At 47.4% G+C, this 20,712-nt stretch carries 20 protein-coding genes and 1 tRNA gene; 12 read left to right on the top strand and 9 right to left on the bottom strand.

Annotated elements, in window-relative coordinates:
* Window positions 1–104 precede the first annotated feature (104 nt).
* The 5 genes from H6F73_RS13005 (at window position 105) to H6F73_RS12985 (ending at window position 5,158) form a co-directional block, all read left to right on the top strand.
* Complete coding sequence (locus H6F73_RS13005; protein WP_199330587.1) at window positions 105–929, top strand: nitrate ABC transporter ATP-binding protein; 825 nt, start codon at window positions 105–107, stop codon at window positions 927–929.
* Between the two features lie 317 nt (window positions 930–1,246).
* Window positions 1,247–1,714: a phosphate-starvation-inducible PsiE family protein gene (locus H6F73_RS13000; protein WP_242072434.1), complete on the top strand. Its 468-nt coding sequence runs from the start codon at window positions 1,247–1,249 to the stop codon at window positions 1,712–1,714.
* Window positions 1,707–2,597: a lipid kinase gene (locus H6F73_RS12995; RefSeq protein ID WP_190759141.1), complete on the top strand. Its 891-nt coding sequence runs from the start codon at window positions 1,707–1,709 to the stop codon at window positions 2,595–2,597. Before H6F73_RS13000 ends, H6F73_RS12995 begins: the two co-directional genes overlap by 8 nt.
* A gap of 804 nt (window positions 2,598–3,401) precedes the next feature.
* Entirely contained in the window at window positions 3,402–4,559 is a 1,158-nt protein-coding gene (locus H6F73_RS12990; protein WP_190759140.1) for a ParM/StbA family protein, read from the top strand.
* A 5-nt stretch (window positions 4,560–4,564) separates the two neighbouring features.
* Window positions 4,565–5,158 (top strand): plasmid segregation centromere-binding protein ParR, encoded by a 594-nt coding sequence (locus H6F73_RS12985; protein WP_147688355.1) that lies wholly within the window; start codon window positions 4,565–4,567, stop codon window positions 5,156–5,158.
* 281 nt (window positions 5,159–5,439) lie between these two features.
* Here H6F73_RS12985 and H6F73_RS12980 read toward each other — a convergent pair whose 3' ends face one another.
* The 4 genes from H6F73_RS12980 to H6F73_RS12965 all read right to left on the bottom strand — a co-directional run bounded on the left by H6F73_RS12980 (window position 5,440) and on the right by H6F73_RS12965 (window position 8,378).
* Window positions 5,440–5,970 (bottom strand): hypothetical protein, encoded by a 531-nt coding sequence (locus tag H6F73_RS12980; protein ID WP_242072433.1) that lies wholly within the window; start codon window positions 5,968–5,970, stop codon window positions 5,440–5,442.
* A 105-nt stretch (window positions 5,971–6,075) separates the two neighbouring features.
* Window positions 6,076–6,240: a hypothetical protein gene (locus H6F73_RS12975; protein ID WP_190759139.1), complete on the bottom strand. Its 165-nt coding sequence runs from the start codon at window positions 6,238–6,240 to the stop codon at window positions 6,076–6,078.
* Between the two features lie 3 nt (window positions 6,241–6,243).
* A complete protein-coding gene (gene gltX / locus H6F73_RS12970) occupies window positions 6,244–8,181 on the bottom strand; it encodes a glutamate--tRNA ligase (protein ID WP_190759138.1) in 1,938 nt (645 codons plus the stop codon).
* 123 nt (window positions 8,182–8,304) lie between these two features.
* Window positions 8,305–8,378 (bottom strand) — tRNA-Asp (locus H6F73_RS12965).
* Window positions 8,379–8,525: 147 nt separating this feature from the next.
* Here H6F73_RS12965 and H6F73_RS12960 point away from each other — a divergent pair.
* The 3 genes from H6F73_RS12960 to H6F73_RS12950 all read left to right on the top strand — a co-directional run bounded on the left by H6F73_RS12960 (window position 8,526) and on the right by H6F73_RS12950 (window position 9,753).
* A complete protein-coding gene (locus H6F73_RS12960; protein WP_190759137.1) occupies window positions 8,526–8,663 on the top strand; it encodes a hypothetical protein in 138 nt (45 codons plus the stop codon).
* A complete protein-coding gene (locus H6F73_RS12955; protein ID WP_190759136.1) occupies window positions 8,660–8,941 on the top strand; it encodes a hypothetical protein in 282 nt (93 codons plus the stop codon). The genes H6F73_RS12960 and H6F73_RS12955 overlap by 4 nt, the downstream gene beginning before the upstream one ends.
* 260 nt (window positions 8,942–9,201) lie before the next feature.
* A complete protein-coding gene (locus tag H6F73_RS12950; protein WP_190759135.1) occupies window positions 9,202–9,753 on the top strand; it encodes a hypothetical protein in 552 nt (183 codons plus the stop codon).
* 58 nt (window positions 9,754–9,811) lie between these two features.
* Here the strand turns inward: H6F73_RS12950 and H6F73_RS12945 are convergent, their stop codons facing one another.
* On the bottom strand, window positions 9,812–11,278 hold the full coding sequence (locus H6F73_RS12945) for a TM0106 family RecB-like putative nuclease (RefSeq protein ID WP_190759134.1): 1,467 nt from the start codon (window positions 11,276–11,278) through the stop codon (window positions 9,812–9,814).
* A gap of 587 nt (window positions 11,279–11,865) precedes the next feature.
* Here H6F73_RS12945 and H6F73_RS12940 point away from each other — a divergent pair.
* A complete protein-coding gene (locus H6F73_RS12940) occupies window positions 11,866–13,077 on the top strand; it encodes an aminotransferase class V-fold PLP-dependent enzyme (RefSeq protein ID WP_190759133.1) in 1,212 nt (403 codons plus the stop codon).
* A gap of 183 nt (window positions 13,078–13,260) precedes the next feature.
* Window positions 13,261–14,397 carry a glycosyl transferase gene (locus tag H6F73_RS12935; protein WP_190759132.1) on the top strand — a complete coding sequence of 379 codons (1,137 nt, stop codon included), beginning with the start codon at window positions 13,261–13,263 and terminating at the stop codon, window positions 14,395–14,397.
* A 133-nt stretch (window positions 14,398–14,530) separates the two neighbouring features.
* Here H6F73_RS12935 and H6F73_RS12930 read toward each other — a convergent pair whose 3' ends face one another.
* Together H6F73_RS12930 and H6F73_RS12925 are read right to left on the bottom strand one after the other, a co-directional pair.
* Window positions 14,531–15,589, bottom strand: coding sequence for a glycerate kinase (locus tag H6F73_RS12930; RefSeq protein ID WP_190759131.1), 1,059 nt, complete (start codon window positions 15,587–15,589; stop codon window positions 14,531–14,533).
* A gap of 4 nt (window positions 15,590–15,593) precedes the next feature.
* Window positions 15,594–15,926, bottom strand: coding sequence for a DUF565 domain-containing protein (locus H6F73_RS12925; RefSeq protein ID WP_190759130.1), 333 nt, complete (start codon window positions 15,924–15,926; stop codon window positions 15,594–15,596).
* Window positions 15,927–16,205: 279 nt separating this feature from the next.
* Here H6F73_RS12925 and H6F73_RS27010 point away from each other — a divergent pair, with 279 nt between their 5' ends.
* Window positions 16,206–16,334: a hypothetical protein gene (locus H6F73_RS27010; protein ID WP_277882606.1), complete on the top strand. Its 129-nt coding sequence runs from the start codon at window positions 16,206–16,208 to the stop codon at window positions 16,332–16,334.
* A 329-nt stretch (window positions 16,335–16,663) separates the two neighbouring features.
* Here the strand turns inward: H6F73_RS27010 and H6F73_RS12920 are convergent, their stop codons facing one another.
* A complete protein-coding gene (locus tag H6F73_RS12920) occupies window positions 16,664–16,984 on the bottom strand; it encodes a DUF3155 domain-containing protein (protein WP_190666866.1) in 321 nt (106 codons plus the stop codon).
* Window positions 16,985–17,454: 470 nt separating this feature from the next.
* Between H6F73_RS12920 and H6F73_RS12915 the strand changes: the two genes are divergently transcribed.
* Complete coding sequence (locus H6F73_RS12915; protein WP_199330515.1) at window positions 17,455–18,906, top strand: ATP-binding protein; 1,452 nt, start codon at window positions 17,455–17,457, stop codon at window positions 18,904–18,906.
* A 174-nt stretch (window positions 18,907–19,080) separates the two neighbouring features.
* On the opposite strand, the gene H6F73_RS12910 is transcribed toward H6F73_RS12915, so the two are convergent.
* Window positions 19,081–20,340, bottom strand: coding sequence for an S-layer homology domain-containing protein (locus tag H6F73_RS12910; RefSeq protein WP_242072432.1), 1,260 nt, complete (start codon window positions 20,338–20,340; stop codon window positions 19,081–19,083).
* Window positions 20,341–20,712 lie beyond the last annotated feature (372 nt).

Below are 20,712 nucleotides of genomic sequence, written 5' to 3'. Positions count from 1 at the left end.
GCTAAGCTATAGCCCCTACTGTCAACAAAAAACCCAAGATAAAGCACAAAGGACAAACAAAAACGATGGCATCTTTAAATCGCAATTTCACCTACACCGGCACCATGACACAGGCGGCTGTTACTCCAAAAACCCGTAAGGACACATTCCTGGTCATTGAAGATGTTTCTAAAGTTTATAAAACCCCCAAAGGGCCTTTCACGGTGCTTGACGGCGTTAATCTCACCGTTAAGGAAGGGGAGTTTATTTGCGTCATTGGTCACTCTGGCTGTGGCAAATCAACTCTGCTGAACATGGTATCCGGTTTCGCCACACCCACTAGCGGCAAGGTGGAATTGCAAGGTTCGCGCATCACCGAACCGGGTCCTGATCGCATGGTCGTCTTTCAAAATTACGCTTTGTTGCCTTGGCTTACAGCCTATGAAAACGTTTACTTAGCCATTGACTCGGCTTACCCCAACAAATCGGGCGCAGAAAAAGCGGCCATGACACGGGAACACTTGGCAATGGTAGGCTTAACAGAAGCGGCGGATAAAAAGCCCAGCCAAATCTCTGGGGGGATGAAGCAACGGGTTTCGATTGCCCGTGCTTTGGCAATGCGTCCGAAAGTCTTGATTTTAGATGAGCCTTTTGGGGCGCTGGATGCAATTACCAAAGAAGAGTTGCAGGAGGAATTACTTAAAATTTGGAATGATCACCGCGCAACGGTGTTGATGATTACTCACGATATTGATGAGGCGCTATTCCTGGCAGACCGATTGGTGATGATGACGAATGGGCCGGCTGCTAAAATTGGGGAGATTTTAGAGATTCCTTTTCCGCGTCCCCGCGATCGCGCCCGCATTATGGAAGATCCAGAATACTACAAACTCCGCAATCACGCCCTCGATTTCCTCTATCACCGCTTCGCTCATGATGAGGATGAGTGAATTTTCAAGGCAAACACTAAAATCCAAGTCATGCCGGTGAAAGGCTTTCCCTATCAGCGCAATTATGCAAATATGAAGGGGGACGAAAATGAGAAGCCTACTCTCCTAGAGGTTATCTGATTCTCTACTTCTAGAGCATTCTTGACTGATTCAAAAGTAAGATAGTCTCTGCCGGCATAACTTTTGCTTTTGCTTTCTTTGAGTCATGCTCTCCCAGCTAGTTAATAAGTTGCTTGAGAAGGGGTGCGACCTCAATGAAAAGACAGCTTTCTCAAAGGAACCTCATAACGGTTTTGCTGTCAACAAACCTGATAACAATGTGGTTATTTAAAAACCTATACAAAAAACTGAGACGAGCTGGCCAAGATGAAAACTTCCTGCATGGGCTAGAAAACCTGGAAGTAGTTGTCTCCAAAATTCTTTCTGTGGGGATGATCATTGTTATCTTAGCCTCCCTTTGGAATTTGGGACTCTTTCTGTTTCTAGAACTCCTCACAACACCGCCAGACAATTTCGGTAAGGATTTGTTTAAAGTTTTTGGTTTGTTTTTGAATGTTTTGATTGCCCTAGAAATTCTAGAAAATATTACGGCTTACCTCAAAAAACACGTTATTCAAGTAGAGTTAGTCATTGTTACTTCTATCATTGCAGTCGCTCGTAAGATTATCATCTTGGATCTGGAGAAAATAGAAGGGATTCAAATTATTGGATTAGCTGTTGCAGTTTTTTCCCTTTCAATTAGTTATTGGATTATTCGTAGCCAAAACGCCAAAAAGTATGACTGATAACTCGCAATCTGATAGGCGTCGCGCACTGCTATTAGTCAATCGTGGCGCTAGAAAGGGAGATGAAAGTATCTCTAAAGCAGTTAAGCAGTTGCAATACTTAGGGGTTGAGATCCTAGAGGAATCAGCAGAGCATCCTCAACAAATTCCCGATCTGATTCGGCGCTACCGGCGTGAAGTGGATTTGGTCATTATTGGAGGCGGTGATGGCACTCTGAATGCAGCCGCAGAGGGATTGATAGACTCTCAGTTACCTTTGGGAATTTTGCCTTTGGGAACGGCAAATGACCTCGCTCGGACTTTAGAAATTCCCACTTCTATACCCGATGCCTGCCAAATTATTGCTGCCGGCAAAATTCGGCGCATTGACTTGGGTTGGGTGAATGGCCAATACTTTTTTAATGTGGCAAGCTTGGGATTAAGCGTGCAAATTACTCAACAGTTGAGCAAAGAAGCGAAGCGCCGGTGGGGAGTTTTTGCCTATGGTTTGACTGCTCTTAAGGTGCTTTGGAAATCTCGACCTTTTAAAGCAGAGATCCGCCTAAAGGGGAAATCAATAAAGGTGAAAACGGTTCAAATTGCCGTTGGTAACGGGCGTTATTATGGGGGCGGGATGACTGTTGCTGAGGATGCTACAATTGACGACCGGCGGCTGGATCTATACAGTCTGGAAATTAAATCCTGGTGGCAAATGATTCTCTTGCTGCCGGCAATGCGGCAAGGAAATCATGCTGATTTGCGGGGTGTTCGCGCCCTCAACGGCACTGAATTTGAGGTGTTTACTCGCAAACCTCGCCCCATCAATACTGATGGCGAAATTACTACCCACACGCCGGCTCAATTCCGCGTCATTCCTCAAGCTTTAGCTGTTTTGGTTCCTTAAACAGTTCCGTCTCAAACTCATTTGTGCTTTTAAGTTAAAAAGTCTGAGAAGCCTGAGTTTATTAATCGTCTAAAATTCAATAAGTTTGGCATCGACTGATGACAAAAAGCCTTAAACTCGTAAGTTACTTTAAAGATAAATAGCTAGGACAGAACTTAGATGTTGTTTAAAAAAAATCTCAGCCATTTAAAAACTATTGATGTAGTAGAAGTTTAGCTATATTTCTAAATATGGATGTTTACAAAATTTAACAAAAAATTTTATTAACTGGGAAAAATTTATGTAGGAAGCGTGAGCGTTTTAAAGTTCAATGGATATTGCTATCGGTGCGGCTTTAAGGGTTTGGGTGCTTGAGGGTGAACCGTGTCCATTTAGACTTAAAAGGTTGAAGAACAAGGGCAAGACTGACTTCCCAAGGGTGCAATGATGCCATAAGCTAACTGGACGCCTTCAAGACGGCAAAGTGAATTAATGGCCAGCACCTGATGTTGAGTGCGGGTGCCGGCATGGCTGTTGGGTCAATCCGAACAGGGACAGATGCAAAGCATCTACGAGCCTGATCGGGGGATAGTGATAGCACTGGATGGCACCGGCAGCAATACCCAGAGAAACTCAAGCGTCTTGTAACACCTTCAAACTCTCTGTTGCCGGTGGCACTGCACTGGCAGTTGAGGCCAAGCACAATCTGTTTGAGATAAACCCGATTAACGGATCAAATGTCAGAACATATCTTAGTCTTCATCTCTTCCCAAATAGGGGGATGGGACATGATAATTTTGAGGCTAAGTGAGATTAGGAGTTCTAATGAATAGCCAACCAAACGCTGCTACCCCGATGAATGCGCCGAAGTCAACGACGACTTCGTTGAATAATGCCAAGCCAACCTCTAGTTTTGTCAACAAATCGATTCTGAGCGTTGATCTGGGCCGAACATCTACAAAAACCTGCGTCAGCCGCGAGCCTGATAGTGTCATTTTCATCCCGGCTAATATTGTCGAGAAGCCGGTGCAAGAGCTGCGTGGAGGCATCTTTGAAGCTCGCACCACCGATCCTCTACTGGATTTGTGGGTAGAGTACCAGGGAAGTGGGTACGCCCTTGGGCAACTGGCAGCCGACTTTGGAGCGAATCTTTACTCTAGCGCCACCCAAGAAAAGCAATCTAAGACTGAAGATGCCCTGCCCAAAGTCTTAACTTGTATCGGTTACTTTAGCGACAAGCTCAAGGATAAGGACGATCTGTCCGTCGTGATCAGCCTGCCTTACTACGCCCAAGAAGAGTTTGAGCGTGAGAAAGAAAAGCTTGTTAACTTGCTAACCGGCCCTCACACAATGAGCTTCCGGGGCGAGCAGATGTCAATAAATATTACCAAGGTGTGGGTGATGCCCGAAGGGTATGGCAGCCTCATTTGGTGTGAAGGCGAATCGAAAAAGCCGGCAACGACAGATCTATCAAAAGTGCCGGTGGCCATTATAGACATTGGACATCAAACGACCGATTGTTTAATGGTCGATAGTTTCCGGTTCGCACGAGCTGCATCTAAGAGCGAACCCTTCGCCATGACTGAGTTTTACAAACAAGTCGCCGCTCAGATTGAAGGCTCAGATCCCCAGTCTCTGTCTCTGATCGAGGCAGTCAACCGGGCCAAAGGTGATCGGTTCTACCGGCCAAGAGGGGCAACGAAACCGACCAACCTTGATGATATTTTGCCTAACCTGAAAGAAAGTTTTTCCCGTGAAATGTGCGCGCGTGTGCTGGCATGGCTGCCAGAGCGCGTGAAAGCGGTGATTCTGACTGGTGGGGGCGGAGAATTCTTCTGGGATGATATGCAACTGTTGCTCAAAGACGCCCGGATCGAAGCCCATTTAGCCTCGCCATCTCGACAAGCGAATGCCTTGGGACAGTATATTTATGGAGAAGCACAGTTAGCGACATTCCCTGCTCGCGCCAATAATAAGGCTTGAACCTGATGTTCCAGAGGTCAAATAAGACAAATAAATCGGTCACGTTCAACCAAGAGGTTGCTGACCAAACCTTGTTGACGGTGATTGAAACCGAGTTGGCCAAACAACCGCACAAGACTTTCAGCGACCTCTGTAAAGAAGCTCTGTGGCAATTTTTGTGCGTCCCTGAATCTTTAAGGCCCAGCCCAAAAATTGGGGAAATCGAACAGCAAATCGCGGATCTCCAGCGTCAATTTGCTGAGTTTGAGAAACGGGGATCGGCTAAACCATCTGCCGGCCCTGTGCCGGTATTTGAACCTCAGCAGCCTAAGCCGGCTGCCGGTCAGACGGAACAACAAGTAGCTGAGGTGCAACGCCAACTTGCCGCTTTAGAGCAGCGGGTAATGGCCAAAGAATCGGGCCGGCTGGAAACTCTGGAACGCCAATTACATCAACTCAGCCAGCAGATGATGCAGTTAGCTTTGCAAGTCAGTCAGTCGTCTGTTGCTGACCTAACCTCGCTGCCAGAACCCCCGCCAAAACCCGTGGCTCCTGAACCGCCTCCAGAAGAAATTGATCCTGAGATCGCTCGTCTGAGAGGGTTGCTAGAGGAGTTCTGAAGCTACTTTACTGCGTTGACCGGCATCTACCTGAAGATTCTTCGCGCTAGAAGGGTGAAGCCTATCACTGCCATGCCTGTACAGGTGTGAAGGGTGAAGGCTAAAATTTCGCACTTGTATGGGCACAGAGCGCAAAGGCTTAACTTCGCTCTTCAGTTCTATTCATCGGATGGCTGAAAGCGAAGAAGGCATTTGCATCGGCTCAAGCTCATTTGAGTCGCTGAAGAATAAAACCTCACGGCAGGGTTGAGGAAATCTCCGTTATTCAGACGGGGAGGATGTCAATTGACCTCTGTGGTAATTTTTATGACGTAGGGGTGGTATTTATTTGGCTCGTAGGAACCGATCCAAACTTGGTAAGTTCCTTCGAGCCACTGGCCGGCAATCCCTGGATTTTTACTTCTGCCGGGTGAGTCATCATTGCACCAACTTCCCCCAGGGCCGCGTATCAAAAGGGTTGTGTCTGTAGTGCTTTCAACTTGAATGCTGAGATAGTTAAAAAAAGCAGTCAACGTCAGGACGTGGTCAGGTTCTTTGTCTAGAAAACCAACGCAAGGGCCATTGGCTGTTTCTTTGCGACCGGCAATCCCTTCTGCGGGGATTGATCCGCCACTAATGCCGCTAATGGCTTTTGGGTCGGGTTTAAACTTAGGGCTGAGGGTAATCGTTTCAAATAAAGGCACCGAAGCCGGCTGTGCTCGCAAATCCGAGTGGTTCCAGAATCCAATCGCTACAACCGAAACCGCCACGGCAGATGTCCAGCCGCACACCTTCAACCATTTCGAGCGTTTATATAGCCCTCTGTTGTGCATTGCGATTGTCTATTGCGCTTTGGAAATCAGAGGTTTTAGCATTTTAGGTTTAGATTTTAAATAAGAACTAAACCGCCGGCATCTTAAAAATTAAAACCTTTTGAGTTAGGAACTTTGACCTATTCCCGGCAACTTTAACACAAAATTCGTTAAAAGTGCCCCTAGGGAGTTTCTGCCGGCGGCAACTGAACTCAAGTTCGCACTTTCCCGATTTTCCCCTGAATCTTCATTAGCAGGGCCGGCACTGCCGGCCCGACGTTTAAGCTTCAAGGGTTATTGATTGGCGGAATGTTTACCGGCAATTTGTTCTTTGATTGATTGAATTTGTTGGGTGAGTTCTTGGCGGTGAGAGGCTTGCAACAAATAGCGGTAAATAAACCAACCAGAGTATCCCATGCCAACCACTTCAAAAATTCCACCCAGGAGCGGGATACTGTTGAACACATCCAACAGTGCCTGAAGCACTCTCAAGCCGAGCAACACACCGATGATCAGACCGAAGGAGTTGATCAGCTTTTTATTCTGTGCGAAAAACTCAGTCACGGAAGTCGGCAAATCCGACAAAGTTGAGAGAACTTGATCCCTAATCTGCTGAAACTGGTCTTCAGTTGGGACGGGTGCCGGTGTTTCCTGTTCAACCCAGGCATCAGGGGGTGGGGGTTCAGTCACCATGCCGGCAACTGCTGGATCTGGCAAAGACGTTGCAGACGGCGTCTCATCGATTGGTTGCTCTGGAGTTGGTAGTTCGGTCATGGCACCCTCCTGTGGGTCATTCACACCTAAGACACTTTGCAAGCGGGTTTTATCCCAAGAGCGCTGATGAAGCAGCAGCCAAGATTGTATCAAATCTGGCCCGTGCACTTCGCCGGTGAGTGCCGCCCGCAGCGAACGCATCAGCATCCCCTTTTTTACATTTTGCTCTTTTGTCACCTTTTTGATCGCATCTTGGGCGTCAGACTCGGTGAGGGGCTGCGGGCTGTCTAATATAGCCAGAATCGCTTGTAAAACTTTGGGGGCGTCTGGTTGCTGGAGTTGGTCGGCTGCTTCCTCATGGAATTCTATCCCTTGGACAAAGAATACTCGGCTCATCGCCACTGCTTCATCAAGCCGGTTGAAGCTTGGGCCAATGAGGGCGGTGAGCTGTTCTAGCCAAGCGCGTTCGCCGATGGGATCGAATTGATACCCGGCTTCTTGCCAGTAGGGAATCAGCAAATCAGTTAGCTGGGGCACCGGCATCGCTTGGATGTAGTGCCGGTTGAGAGAGTTGAGTTTGTCCCAGTCAAACTTAGCACCGGCTTTATTCACGCGGTCAAAGCTAAACTTTTCTGCTGCCGGCGCTAGGGTGAATATCTCTTCATTATCGGGGGATGACCAGCCCAGCAAGGTCATGTAATTGACCAGCGCTTCAGCCGTATAACCCATCTGCTTAAAGTCAGAAATTGAGGTAACGCCGTCGCGCTTCGATAGCTTTTGGCCAGATTGATTGAGAATCAGCGGCGTGTGGGCAAATTCTGGGATTTTTGCCTCAAACGCTTCGTAGAGCAAGATTTGTTTTGGCGTGTTGCCGATGTGATCTTCGCCTCGGATGACGTGGGTGATTCGCATATCAATGTCATCCACGACGACTGCCAGGTTGTACAGGGGTTGGCCGATGTCGTCTTTAGTGGAGGCGCGGGCGATCACCATGTCGCCGCCGAGATCGCTGCCTCGCCAGCTGACTTCATCCCGTACTAAGTCATTCCAGATGATTTGCCGGTCATCGTCGATTTTAAAGCGAATGACTGAGGTGCGTCCTTCGGCTTCAAAGGCGTCCCGTTCTTCCTGGGTTAGGTTCCGGTGCCGGTTGTCATAGCGGGGGGCTTCTTTGTTGGCTTTTTGCGCTTCCCGCATTTGAGTCAGTTCTTCTTCTGTGCAGTAGCAGCGGTAGGCTAGCCCTTTATCCAGAAGGGTCTGGATCATCTGCCGGTAGTAGTCGAGGCGCTGCGATTGAAAAAATGGCCCCGCATCCCAGTTCAGCCCCAGCCAGGTGAGACCTTCTAGGATATTCTCGGTGTATTCGGGGCGTGAGCGTTCGAGATCGGTATCTTCTACGCGCAAGATGAATTGGCCGCCGTTGTGACGGGCGTATAGCCAGTTAAACACAGCCGTTCTGGCTGTTCCGATATGTAAGTTGCCGGTTGGGCTTGGGGCAAGACGAACTCTAACAGTCACAGCAATCTCTCTTAAACGCTAGATTCAAGTAGGCCGGCCAAAATTAAGTATAGAATGGCCTTTCTACTTCTCTCTAAATTCAAGACACTATTATGAAGCGTCTTGATACCAAGCTTACCAGAACGGGACTGACGGGGCTCGAACCCGCAACTTCCGCCGTGACAGGGCGGTGCTCTAACCAATTGAACTACAGTCCCTTTTTTTCGCCAAGATTTATTATGCACACATTTCTCAGCGTTGTCAAACACTTTTTTTGAAAATGGCTGAATGGGGCATGGGGCATTGGGCATGGGGCATGGGGCATGGGGCATGGGGCAAGGCTGCGCCAACCTAAAGGTATGGGCATGGGGCAAGGCTGCGCCAACCTAAAGGTATGGGCATTGGGCATGGGAAGAGGGGGTGATGGGACATGGGGCATAGGGCATGGGGCAAGGCTGCGCCAACCTAAAGGTATGGGCATGGGGCATGGGAAGAGGGGGTGATATTAAGGTTTGAACCGGCAACCCTGGCGCTGCCGGTGGATTCAGTCAGAAATCTACCTTTGCGCCGGCAGCAGATAGCGTCGCAGTTCTGTGAGTGCGCCAATGGAACGCCGGCAGGCTTAAAAGTGGGTGAACCAGCAAGATATTTACTTGGCGTAGCAGTTGTTCAAAATTTGGATAAGGATGCCGGTGGTGTGCGAGGAAAAGTTCAAGCCGATATTTTTGGGTGTTCTCAGGAACGAGCTTTGCGTGCGATGGCATCTCATTCTCGGCTGTGATGAGAACTTTAAATTATAAATAGGAACCCGTTAAAGTGATTTGAGGTCTGGTCTAAATGATGCCTCATTAGATATGATATGAACCATTTAGGTTAAGGGAAGGCCGGCACCAAACCTACTAAAAAACAAATAACCTGATATCACTTCTAACCTGAGCAAACATCTTTGTGGCTGAACTTAACTCAATTTGCTGCAAAAGCTCTATTATAAGATTCGTTAACTTTCTATTGAACGCCTGCCACCCGTGAGGAGCCGTAAACATGAAAACTATTCAAAATTTGATTCTTTTTCCCGTTACTTTTCTTGTTTTACTTTCAACTTTAAAACTTCAAGCGCAAACCAATCAAACTTATTTATTTGATCTAGAGTGCCAGAGCCGAACTCCTGAAATTCAGCAACCTTTAAAACCTGTTGAGGAAGCAACCAAGGTGAAACTGGGGAAAGATTCTTTCCCAGAAATTGCTTATTTATATAATAGATATGTATTGAATGAATCGGGAGATATTATAAATAACAGTGTGGCGGCGGCTGAAGTAGTTTGTGGGGTGCCTTCGGGATTTTCTCAACTAAATTTGGAGTTCGGTTTAGACAGAAATAGCAAGGTAACTGACAAAGAAGATATTATCGTGCTAGAAGTTTATAGAAACCGGCAGTTGGTCGATCAAAGATATATCACGCGTTCAGACGAAAAGCAAACTTGGTCAATTGATCTTCAGAATGCTCAAAGTGTTACCCTGAGAGCAGATTGTATTCACCCTGACTGGTGGAATAATTGCCCTCGGTTATCTTTTACGGATATTAGCTTAAATTGAGGCAAATCAAATTTGCCTAAGCGCTCTTTAAAATTTTAAAAGTGTCGGGTTTGATTGGTTAGGAAAGGGGGGCAAGTGTGCGATCAGCATTTTGCAAAAAGTTGACTAGCCAATCTTTAACCACGTAAGTGGCGCGGCAGTCATCTTCGTTGTAGCGCCGAATTGCGTCAAGAAAAGCACGGTCGCCGGTTTCTAACCAACGATCATACCAGAAGATACATTGAGCGCCATTTGCTTGCCGGTCGCGCCATTCAAAACCTACCCAGCGGGCAATCGCTTTGAGGGCGTAACTTTCCACCGGCAATACGGCTGTGCGTGTCACCCGTTCGTGTACATCCACGAAACGACTCAGCACAGGACGCCACAAATGGGAGGGGGTATTATAACGCTTGGCAAATTGTTTAAAAGTTTGAACCTCGTAATCACAAAAATGAAAAATTGGCGCATCGGGATATGTCCAAATCAAGTTTAAAAGTTGCTCCCAAATTGCGCCTTCCTCTGCCGGCTGTTCTGCCAAAAGTGGATAAAATGTTTCAGTTTTAGCGTGCCGATCAACCACTAAAACGCCGTGTAAAAATGCTAGATTCAATTCTGGCTGCGCTTCGATATCAAAATAAAGCTCAACCGGCGCAGTGGGCAACTCAGAGGGAGAAATGGACAAACCTGCCGGTTTAGCAATTGCTTGATTTTGCCGAACTGATTGCGCTTGCAACACCAACTGCCCCGCCACTTCATCGGGAAACTCGGTTAAACAAGCAAGCTGCCCCGGATCGATGCCGGCAAGGGCTTCCACGGTTGTTAAATTCAGCGCTTGCAACTGGGTGTAACGAACCGGCGTGACTCCCGGTAACAGGGACAGGTGTTTTGTTTCTGTTGCGATCGCGTAGCAACTGTTATACCAATGGCAATGGCTGCAAGGATGACGGGCGATGAAAACTTCAGGTTCTTGCCGGTGGTGCAGCATCTCGATACATTCTGTTAGCATCTGCTGCATTTGCGGCATTCGTTGCCCCAAATTCACCCGATAAGCACCTTTTTCTCGCAATAGCAACCCAGCCGTTTCTGGGCTAACTCCCTGCACAGATGCCAGGACATAGGCGTGAAAAGCCACAATAATTTGGTAGTCTAGCTTCGGACGCTTGCCCAGTTTGATATCTGTGGGAACGTAAAGCCAGTTGCCAAAAGATGAATTTCCGGGATGTTTGATCAGTAAATCAGGGCTGCTTGCCAGTGTAAATCCTGCCGGCCCGTCTGCCCGCAGTATTCCCAGATAAATGCGATCAACACCTTGGCGCATCAATTCTAGCGTTGCCTCAGCACCGGCAATGAAATCTCGCCGTGGGTACTGGGGTTGATGGTACGTCATGTCAGCAACAATTGCTTGCCGGTGTGCCCAGCTGTTTTGTTGCAGTTTCAACAGAAAGTCACTCTCGCACCCTTGCTGTTGGGCGTCTCCATAGGTATCTAGAAAAGACCGACGCCGGCACCGTTGGTAATTAAATAAAAGTTCAGCAGTCAAAAGCATACTTTTAGGCTAGCAAAAAACTGAGCCGACCGCATTGTTTCAGTGCTATTCAATAAAAATTTTCTGCCGGCGAACATTTCTTCTTGACTCCTTAATGAGCAAATTTACTAGATTTTGGATTATTTTTTTTAATTTCTGCTGATTAATTGTTAACTTTATAACTTTTTTATTATATTGTTTTTTAATATCTTCTCAAGCTTGATTATATCTTAAAATAGTTAATTTAGTTTTAGGAAATTTTCAATTAACTTGATTTGGTGAATTGAATAAAAAATCAATTTTTCGTCTTTCATAGTGAAAATAAATTTGGTTGAATCACAATCTCAACTCCATAAATATCATCAATAGCAAGTAAAGCCGGCTAAAACAGTAAAATTTAGCTAGGTTCTAGGCTGGTGAAGACGAAGGCACTCAGGGAAAAACCGGCAACTTGAAATCAGCCGATGTTACTTGTCAGGTTATTTCAATTTTTGAAATAAATTCCAGGTAAATTTCACCGGCTGGCTCTTACAATGTCTAGAGCGCAATCCTAGCATTTTGGGCATCGGCAAGCGCGAAATAGTATAACCTCCTTTGAACTGATTACTATGACGGGATCTACCCCAGTACAAACTTCCCTCGAAGACCACCGGCAGCACTTCCCTGCCTTGGTGAATAAAGCCTATTTTAACTATGGGGGACAAGGTCCACTGCCTCAAGCCGCTTTGGAGGCGATCAGACAATCTTATGAAGAAGTAGAACGTGTTGGGCCATTTTCAGGAGAGGCGAATGCTTGGCTTGGCCGAGAAGCCACCCAAACGCGGCAAGCGATCGCCACAGAACTTTGTGTGCCGGCAGAAACGATTACCCTCACCGAGGATGTCACCGTTGGCTGCAACATTGCCTTGTGGGGTTTTGACTGGAAACCTGGGGATCACCTGCTGCTAACCGACTGCGAACATCAAGGCATTGTAGCAGCCGTGGGGGAATTGCAGCGCCGGTTTGATATCGAAGTTTCCACCTGTCCCCTGATGGCGACGTTGAATGATGGCGATCCGGTGGCAGCCATTGATCAATATTTGCGATCCAATACCCGACTAGTGGTTTTAAGTCACATCCTGTGGAACACCGGCCAAGTTTTGCCGCTGGCTGAAATTGTCCAGCTATGCCATAACCATTCAACTTGGGGAAAGCCGGTTCGAGTTTTAGTCGATGCCGCGCAGTCTGTCGGCGTGTTGCCGCTGAATTTAACTGAAATTGCGGCAGATTTTTATGCCTTCACCGGCCACAAATGGTGGTGCGGGCCAGCCGGCGTCGGGGGACTGTATGTGCAGCCAGAAGCCTTAGAAAGCCTGCATCCCACGTTTATCGGCTGGCGCGGGATTATTACCGATGGAAGTGGTCAGCCGGCAGGTTGGCAGCCGACTGGGAAGCGATTTGAAATTGCCACTTCAGCAGTGCCACTCTATGCCGGTTTGCGGAGTGCAATGGCACTTCATCACCAGTGGGGAAGCACTGAGGAACGTTACCAACAGATACAGAAAGTTAGTAAATATCTTTGGGAACAATTACAAAACTTAGACGGCATTAACTGTCTGCGAACATCCCCCCCAGAAGCCGGGTTAATTTCCTTTCAGCTAGATTCAACCCGACAGGATGCCGGTGTCACACATCAGCAACTCGTGCAATTCTTAGAATCACAAAAAATAATGGTGCGGACACTTCTTAATCCCCACTGCATCCGTGCCTGTGTTCATTACTTCACCTTGGAATCTGAAATAGACCAGCTAGTTGCAGGAATTTCAGATTTTAAAGTCTAAGAGATTTTGAAGCCCATCTAATCGCTAAAATTCAATAAATTACATTGAAATGTGTTTTTTATTCGGATGAAGCAGACTTTAACCATTAGCCCAGAAATAAATTATTGAACGGGTTCGCCGGCTAGTACAAAATGTGTGCGAACAAAAATTAACCCTCCCTTCTAAGTACCTGAGAAACTAGAAATGTCACGACCTGTTTTATATATCGCAATTACCAATCATGGATTCGGTCATGCAGTCCGTGCTGCGTCTGTTGCCGCTGCAATTCAACAGATGAATCCAGAAATTCTCCTTGTGTTAGTCACAACCGCACCCCGCTGGTTATTAGAATCTTATATTCCTGGGGATTTTATCGTGCGTCCTCGTGCGTTTGATGTGGGCGTTGTGCAAAGCGACAGCCTGACGATGGATAAAGAAACCACGCTGAAAGAATTAAAACAAATCCGTGACCGACAGCGCTCAATTATTGCCACAGAAGTTAGTTTCATTCATTTAAATAAGGTGAACTTAATTTTAGCTGATATTCCTCCATTAGCAGCACCCATTGCCAAAGCTGCCGGCATTCCTTGTTGGATGATGAGTAACTTCGGTTGGGATTTTATCTATCGGCCTTGGGGAGGAGAATTTATAGAAATGGCTGATTGGATTGGAGAGTGCTTTAGCCAGTGTGATCGTCTATTTCGCTTGCCATTTCACGAAGCAATGAGCGCTTTTCCCAACATAACCGATGTGGGCTTAACGGGAGGTTCCCCTCGTTATAACGAGGATGAAATCAGAGGCATTTGGGGCTTAACTGCACCGCAGGAAAAAATTGTTTTACTCACTTTTGGAGGATTGGGTTTAGCTCAAATTCCTTATAGCAACCTGCAAAAATTTTCTGACTGGCAATTTATCACCTTTGATCAGCAAGCCCCAGATTTTCCTAATTTAATCAAAGTCTCTGGACAGCCTTCAAAAACTTCTTCATTCCCCCATCTTTCCCTCTCTCCCTCTCAGAGTCTTTCCATCCGTCCCGTAGACTTTATGCCGCTTTGCGGGCGAGTCATTTCTAAGCCTGGATATAGTACGTTTGCCGAAGCTTTGAGGGTGGGTGTTCCGATTGTTTCAGTAACGCGAGAGGAGTTTGCAGAATCTCCTTTACTGTTAGAAGGAATTGCTGATCGCGCTTATCATCAAATTATCTCACCGGCAGACTTTTTTGAAGGCAGTTGGGAATTTTTGCAGCAACCGTTGCAACCGCCTCGCCTCAACGCCTCAATTCCTAAAGATGGAACTGAAGTGATCGCCGGTGCTGTTGTTGATTATCTACAAAATTGTTAAAGGTTTGGAAATTATCAGAAGTTGTGATAAGCCGGCTTTCAATTTGTACGGCTGGGGAGTGTGTGGGGTTCACCGGCACATTCCCCAATCGGTTAGAAACTGCTTAAATTTCTTCATGTTTAAGCTTGTAAAATTAGCCATCAATCGGCTTATAAACGCTGCCGGCAGAATGATCGGCATTAATTTCCACTACCAAATCCACCCAATCAGCACGGTTAACCAAAGGCTTGATAAATAACTCTGGATGCAACGCTTTCCAGAAATAATAGACAAATTGCTCAATTTCTAAATCGCTCATCCCCGCTTTACCGGCAGCGATCATTTGATGTTCTGCCTGCTGTCGCCACTGTACAGAAAGCCGATAATCAACCGGATACAGCACCATTAAGCGATCTAAGCGCTGCCACAGGGGTAAATAATCGTGGAGTTTGGCATTCATATCACGGGCAAAACAGCAGTCAGCCGGCGTGATAATCGGTGCCGGTGCAGTGTCAAAAATAGCGGGATCAATCGGTCGCGCCCCGACAAACCAACCTTCAAACAAGACAATATCAGCGCCGGCAACTGTCTGGGAGTTCGTTCTATCACCGGCACCTCCCCAAGCAGACTTATCAAAGCGCGGAACCTGAACAGAGGGACGATCAAGCCGGCGCAACTGATCCAGGATCTCAATCCCCAGCTCAACATCATGGGTTCCCGGTGGCCCACGCCAGATCAAACGCGGGTCTTGCAGTTTGAGATGCTGCCGTTCACGATAAGTTTTGTAAAGGTCATCCAGGGACAGGCTGACAGTGCGGTAGCCTAAATGGCCAAGAATCATCGTTAGGCCGGCAGCTAAAGTTGTTTTGCCGGTGCCTTGTCCCCCCAATATCCCCTGAACTACAGGACGCCCTAAAGTTTGCCGGTATTGGGCCAACTGCATCCCCAAAGGCAGCCAAAGATGCCATAAGGTGTTTAATAAAGATGGATTTTCCGCAACGGCTGGGGGGAAACTGGGATAGACAGACTGAAAAAGCAGCCATCGCTGTTGGACAATTTCACTGACATTCTCAGGCGTAACGCCAAAAGCTTTGGCCCGCCGTTGATCTGAGAGTTCCCATGCTTCTAGCTGTTGCCAAACCTCTGCCGGGGTTTCGCGCTGATCCGCCCACTGTGTAAGAATTTGATTCAGGGATAAACTCGGTTGCTCCATGCCATCAGGAACCTAGCTTAAAGGCTTCTACAAATAGGCTGTAAGTCAAACCAATTTTGAGCGCATTTAATATTTGTACCAACAGCGAGTTGGAAATTGGCCGCTTTGTCCTGTAAACAACCCAGCTGATCGCTTCCGTTAGCACGACCAAAATCGCAGCCACACTAATATCTAAGTTAGCTTTTTGTCCGGCGATGGTAGAAATAGCGGTTCCCAAGAAGACGCCAAACAACACACTGATTACCAGCAGCGAGATTCGCCGCCAAGGATTGCGTAACCATTGCCCAAACCGCCCAGAGGCGACATCAACCAGGCTGTTGAGACGGGTATTCTGCATACAGAGGGCTGAGTGGGGAAAACATTCTTTTGCTAGGATATCCTGCTTTGTCGCTGCCGGCTTCCATCCTGCTTAACTGCTGCTGGATATTAAATCCCCAGCCGGTTCATAAAGACAAACTTATTTGCGTAACCCCTTGCCGGTAAGCCCAATCAAAAATCGGCCCTCGTCATCAGAGACACAACAGGGGACAGATCCAAAAAAAATTACACCGGCGAATGCAACCGCCGATGAAAAATAAAGGCAAGGCGTAGCGCCCTACACCACACTAAAAAATGAATGTTAATTCCAGTCAACACCCAGCACGAACCTTGGCTGAGGGCTGCCGATATTGATAATTGCCTATTCGATATTGGCTATTTACAGCCGGCACAAAGCGCAATGAAAGAATTTCGGGCACTTAGCTAGAGTTTATCTCCACCCGATTTCCTTATTTTTGCCTTGCGATTTACTCGCTTTTCTTCCCAACAGATACTTAAGCAGTTTTATTAGGCACACCCCTGGAGAGGCCAACCTCTCGAGAAACTCTGGCTTACAGCCCGTCGCCGGCAGCACCCTAATTAGCAGTAAGGCTCGACAGCAAGTCGTTGATTGCCAGACTAATCGAGACAACTTGAATATCCCGTCACACAATCAGGTATTCTAGTTAGACTTAAGCTCACTTATCTCTAAGCAAGCTTGAGCGTTTTCAACTCGCTTCCCCGGCGGGGTGTGTTTTCAAGGCGCGGTCTTTGATTTCAACGGACACTGAGTGCTAAGCTCGGATTCGTGCCCGGACTGCCCTCCAGCACTTTTAAGCTAGGGAACAGGAAATGATTTTCTTCAACGTATTGCGCCCCAAATAGACCCTTTTCTGCCCAGAAATATCGGTCAGTGGTGTGTTCGTTCCTTTTAACTAACAGCAAGGCAGGTGGAAGGATACCCTCGGTATGGATAAACTTGCGAGCAGCTGTGACTGGTTTATCTTCGCCACTTTCGATACTATACTGAGGCACGTGCTCAAGAATTCGACGCCCTTCTTGCCGACGACGGCTCTTACGTTTACGTCTCCTAGCCAACCTCTTTACCTCCTCTTTCAGCCGACGGGTGTAGTGATAGTTACAAAAACCGTCGCAAGTATATCTGTTCCCGTACAAAATATCAATCTCTTTTAACCTTTCTACATAATTTTCCTGAACCCAGTGTGGATAAGGCTTCTGGCGATTTAGAACCAGGGGAGTCCGGAAAAAAAGCTACACTATCTTTAACAAAAAAAAATATTTTTTAATAAAAGTTAAAAAATTAAGTCTTGGGAGATAGAGAACGCGGATCGCAAGCGACAGAGAATCGAGCAGTGGCGGGACAAATGAGTGAGTGAGCGCGGCTGCGTGTCCATCCCAATTTACCGGCAACGGAATTTTCCTGTTACATTTGCCTCGCTTAGCCGCAAACCTATCACAATCATAGTAGAGGACAAGTCTACTTTGCCTGAGACAAAACCCCTTTATTTGATCACCGTTGTTAAAAAACCCACAGTCAGTTCATGTTAATGCCTGCGAGTTCAGAATTTGTTGCGCTTTGCCGAGCGCAGTTAGCCCTGTTAACTCAAGGACTGAGAGCGTCCTTAAGTGTGGTGTATTTGACTGAGGAACTGGTAGAAGGGGCAGAAGCCAAATTAATTCCGATAGTGGCTTACCCAGAAACGGCTGTGGTATGGGAAGAAAACGATCCCTTAACGCTTTTACCCGAACGAGCCGGCGCGGCGTTCCCTCGCTTACTCTCTGCCGCACCAGGCATTATCCCATCGGTAGATGCATTAATTGATTCGCAAACACCTTTTTTTGACCAGAAGGCAGATCGGGGGCAGGCGGGGGAGGGCGATGAAGAAGATTCCTGGCAGCAACAGCGCCAAATTATCCTGCCTCTCATGCATGAGGGGGTGGTGATGGGATTGTTGGTCACCAGTCGAGAAGACCGGCCTTGGAATAAACGAGAGCGCTCTCAAATCGAACAAATCGCCCATACTCTCGCACTGGCTTGTATTTTAGACCAGCGTTCTGAGTGGGTAGAGCATAACTATCGCCAGCAGCAGCTGATTCACGCTCAGCAACACGACATCCTGGATAATTTGCTGCACCAGCTTCGCAGTCCGCTTACGGCTTTAAAAACATTCGGCAAACTGTTGCTAAGACGCCTAATACCCGGAGATGGCAACCGCGATATTGCCGCCAGCATTGTCCGGGAGAGCGATCGCTTGCAAGAGTTGCTGCAACAGATGGATCGAACCATCGAACAAGACCGGCTGGAAATCGAGCCGGCTCCTTTAGCAGTTAATTGGGAAGCGGTGCGAACCTCAGAAGGCACTTCCCGACAAACCGGCGAACCGGCCCCCAATTCCCAGATATTACCCCTGCTGCCGGCATCCCCTCTAGAATTGTGTTCCGTCGCGCAAGTCCTCGAACCATTGCTGGTATCAGCCAGAGCAATTGCCGGTGAGCGCCAACTGAGTATCATCACCGGCATTGTGTCCGATTTACCGCCGGTGCCGGTTAATCCCAAGGCATTGCGCGAAGTCTTGAGCAATTTGATAGACAATGCCTTGAAATATACACCTGCCGGCGGGCAGATTTATATCCAGGTTGAGAAGCGAGCCGGCGAGGGAGAGAATCAAGAACAATTGCGCCCCTTATCCCAGCATCCCATCATTCCCTCAAATTCCCCTTCTGAATGGATCATATTCAGCATCTCAGATACCGGCCCAGGCATTCCCCCACAGGATTTGGAGCGGCTGTTTGAGCGGCATTTCCGAGGCGTTCAGGCAGAAACAGAGATTCCTGGCACAGGTTTGGGCTTAGCCATTGCTAAAGATTTGGTAGAACAAATGCAGGGCAAAATTCAAGTTTTTAGTCCGGCGAAGTTGGAGAAATGGAAGGCAGATATTCCGAATGCGGGGCCAGGAACGACGTTTATTTTGTCGCTGCCGGTGGGAGAAGAGTCCTGAGTCCTGAGTGGGAGAGTAGGAGAAAAAAGAGTTTAATCTGTTGTGTGTAGTTTATTTTTTATTTTTGTAAAAAATAGGCAAAATTGAAATATATAAATGCGAACTTTATCTAAAAATAAAAGCGTTCGCAACCCGTTAAGATTGCGAACGCTTAATTAAATGACTTTAGAGAAGTTAAGAAGCGCGACGGAAGACTAAATCTGAGCGTAAGGTGAGATTTAGATCCTTGTTGGGGTCAACTGAAATCAGATCGACTTTGTTGCGACCTTGGAAGACGCCAATTAGGGTGAGCACGCTGCTCAAACCGGCACCTAACAACACTTCTTCAGTGGCGATGGCTTTATCGCCGGTTACCGCCGAGATTGCCGCTGCTGCTGCAGCACCCAAGGCTGCATTCCTCAGCACCTTGGCGATATTAATGCCCTTGGTAATTTCTTCGGTTTTGGTAACGACAGCAGAATTAGCACTGATCGCGCTGCGTGTGCCATTCGGCAGCACGAGTTCTTTGGCGACAAACTGAGCGCCGCCTTGAACTAATTGCATTTCACCGACGATCTGGCTTCCCGTAGGAATCACTACTGTGTTTTGAACCGAGACATTTTGAGCCACTGTCAAGGTTACAGGTACGGGTTTGGGTTCGTTAGTCGCGAGGAGAATTTTCTCGGCTTTTGAGTAGTTGACGGGGATAGTCGTCCCTGTCTTAACAATGATGCGATCATCTGCGGGTGGGGTTGGGGTTGTTGCCCCAGCCACGATGTAAGGTGAGGTGAGGGCGGTTGCTTGACCGGCACTCACTAAGGCTTGGTAGATGAAGGCTGCCACTTCAGCGCGTGTGGCGACTTGGTTGGGATTTAAGTATTTAACATCGGGATAGTTGACGACAATGCGTTTTTCTGTGGCTGCGGCAACACTGCCACGGGCGTAGTCTGGGATAGCCGTGGCGTCAGTGTAACCTTGCAAGACGGTGCCGGCAGCAGTTGTGCTGGTGTAGTTTAGCCCGTTTGCCAGCGACACCAAGGCTTGTGCGCGAGGAATATTTTGTTCTGGGTTGAAAACATTGCCAGGATAGCCGGTGAGAAATCCCATCTCATAGGTATCTTGAATCGCAGTGTAAGCCCAGTAGTTGGACGAGACATCGACAAAGTTGATGCCGGTGCGAACATCGGCTTTATTAAATGCTTTACGAACCATTGCGGCAAACTGTGCCCGCGTCACCGGCTCATTCGGTCGGAAGCTGCCATCAGGAAAGCCTTTAATAATATCTCGCGAGGCTAGCGCTTGTATAAAATCTCTAGCCCAGTAGTTGGTAGTGACATCAGAAAAGCTGGTTTGAGCAAATGCTGGGGCCGTAACCACGATGGGTGCGGCAGCACCTGCAATCATACCAAAAGCGATTAAGGCGGCGGTTCCTGATTGCAAACGATTCATGGTCATAATCAATGTTCTCCAGAATACATGAGAGTGAGTAGAGGCACGGCCTGCTGTGTTCTTGCCTAGCTAATTAAATAGACATTAGGATGCAACACTTGTTCCTAGGCTGAGTTTGGCAGATAAATCAAGTTAATTTAGCAAAACAACGGGGCATTTTCGTAATTTTGCGTGGTTTTTCTTTAACTTTCCTAACTGTTCCAGACGCATTGCTGTCAAATTTGTTGCACTCAGTTGCTAGTTCACCGATAGCCGGCCCATGCTTAGCAGTGATGTAAGAAAATGTGGGAATTGGGTTGATAAGATTTTATTTAAATTGAATAATTATCAATCGCATCCCTCATAACCAATACCTACGGCTAGGTACGGGGGTGATCA

Source organism: Microcoleus sp. FACHB-68, from assembly GCF_014695715.1.
Taxonomy (GTDB): Bacteria; Cyanobacteriota; Cyanobacteriia; order Cyanobacteriales; family Oscillatoriaceae; genus FACHB-68.
The sequence above is the reverse complement of the archived record's forward strand: the minus strand, read 5'-3'. Positions and strand labels throughout refer to the sequence as shown.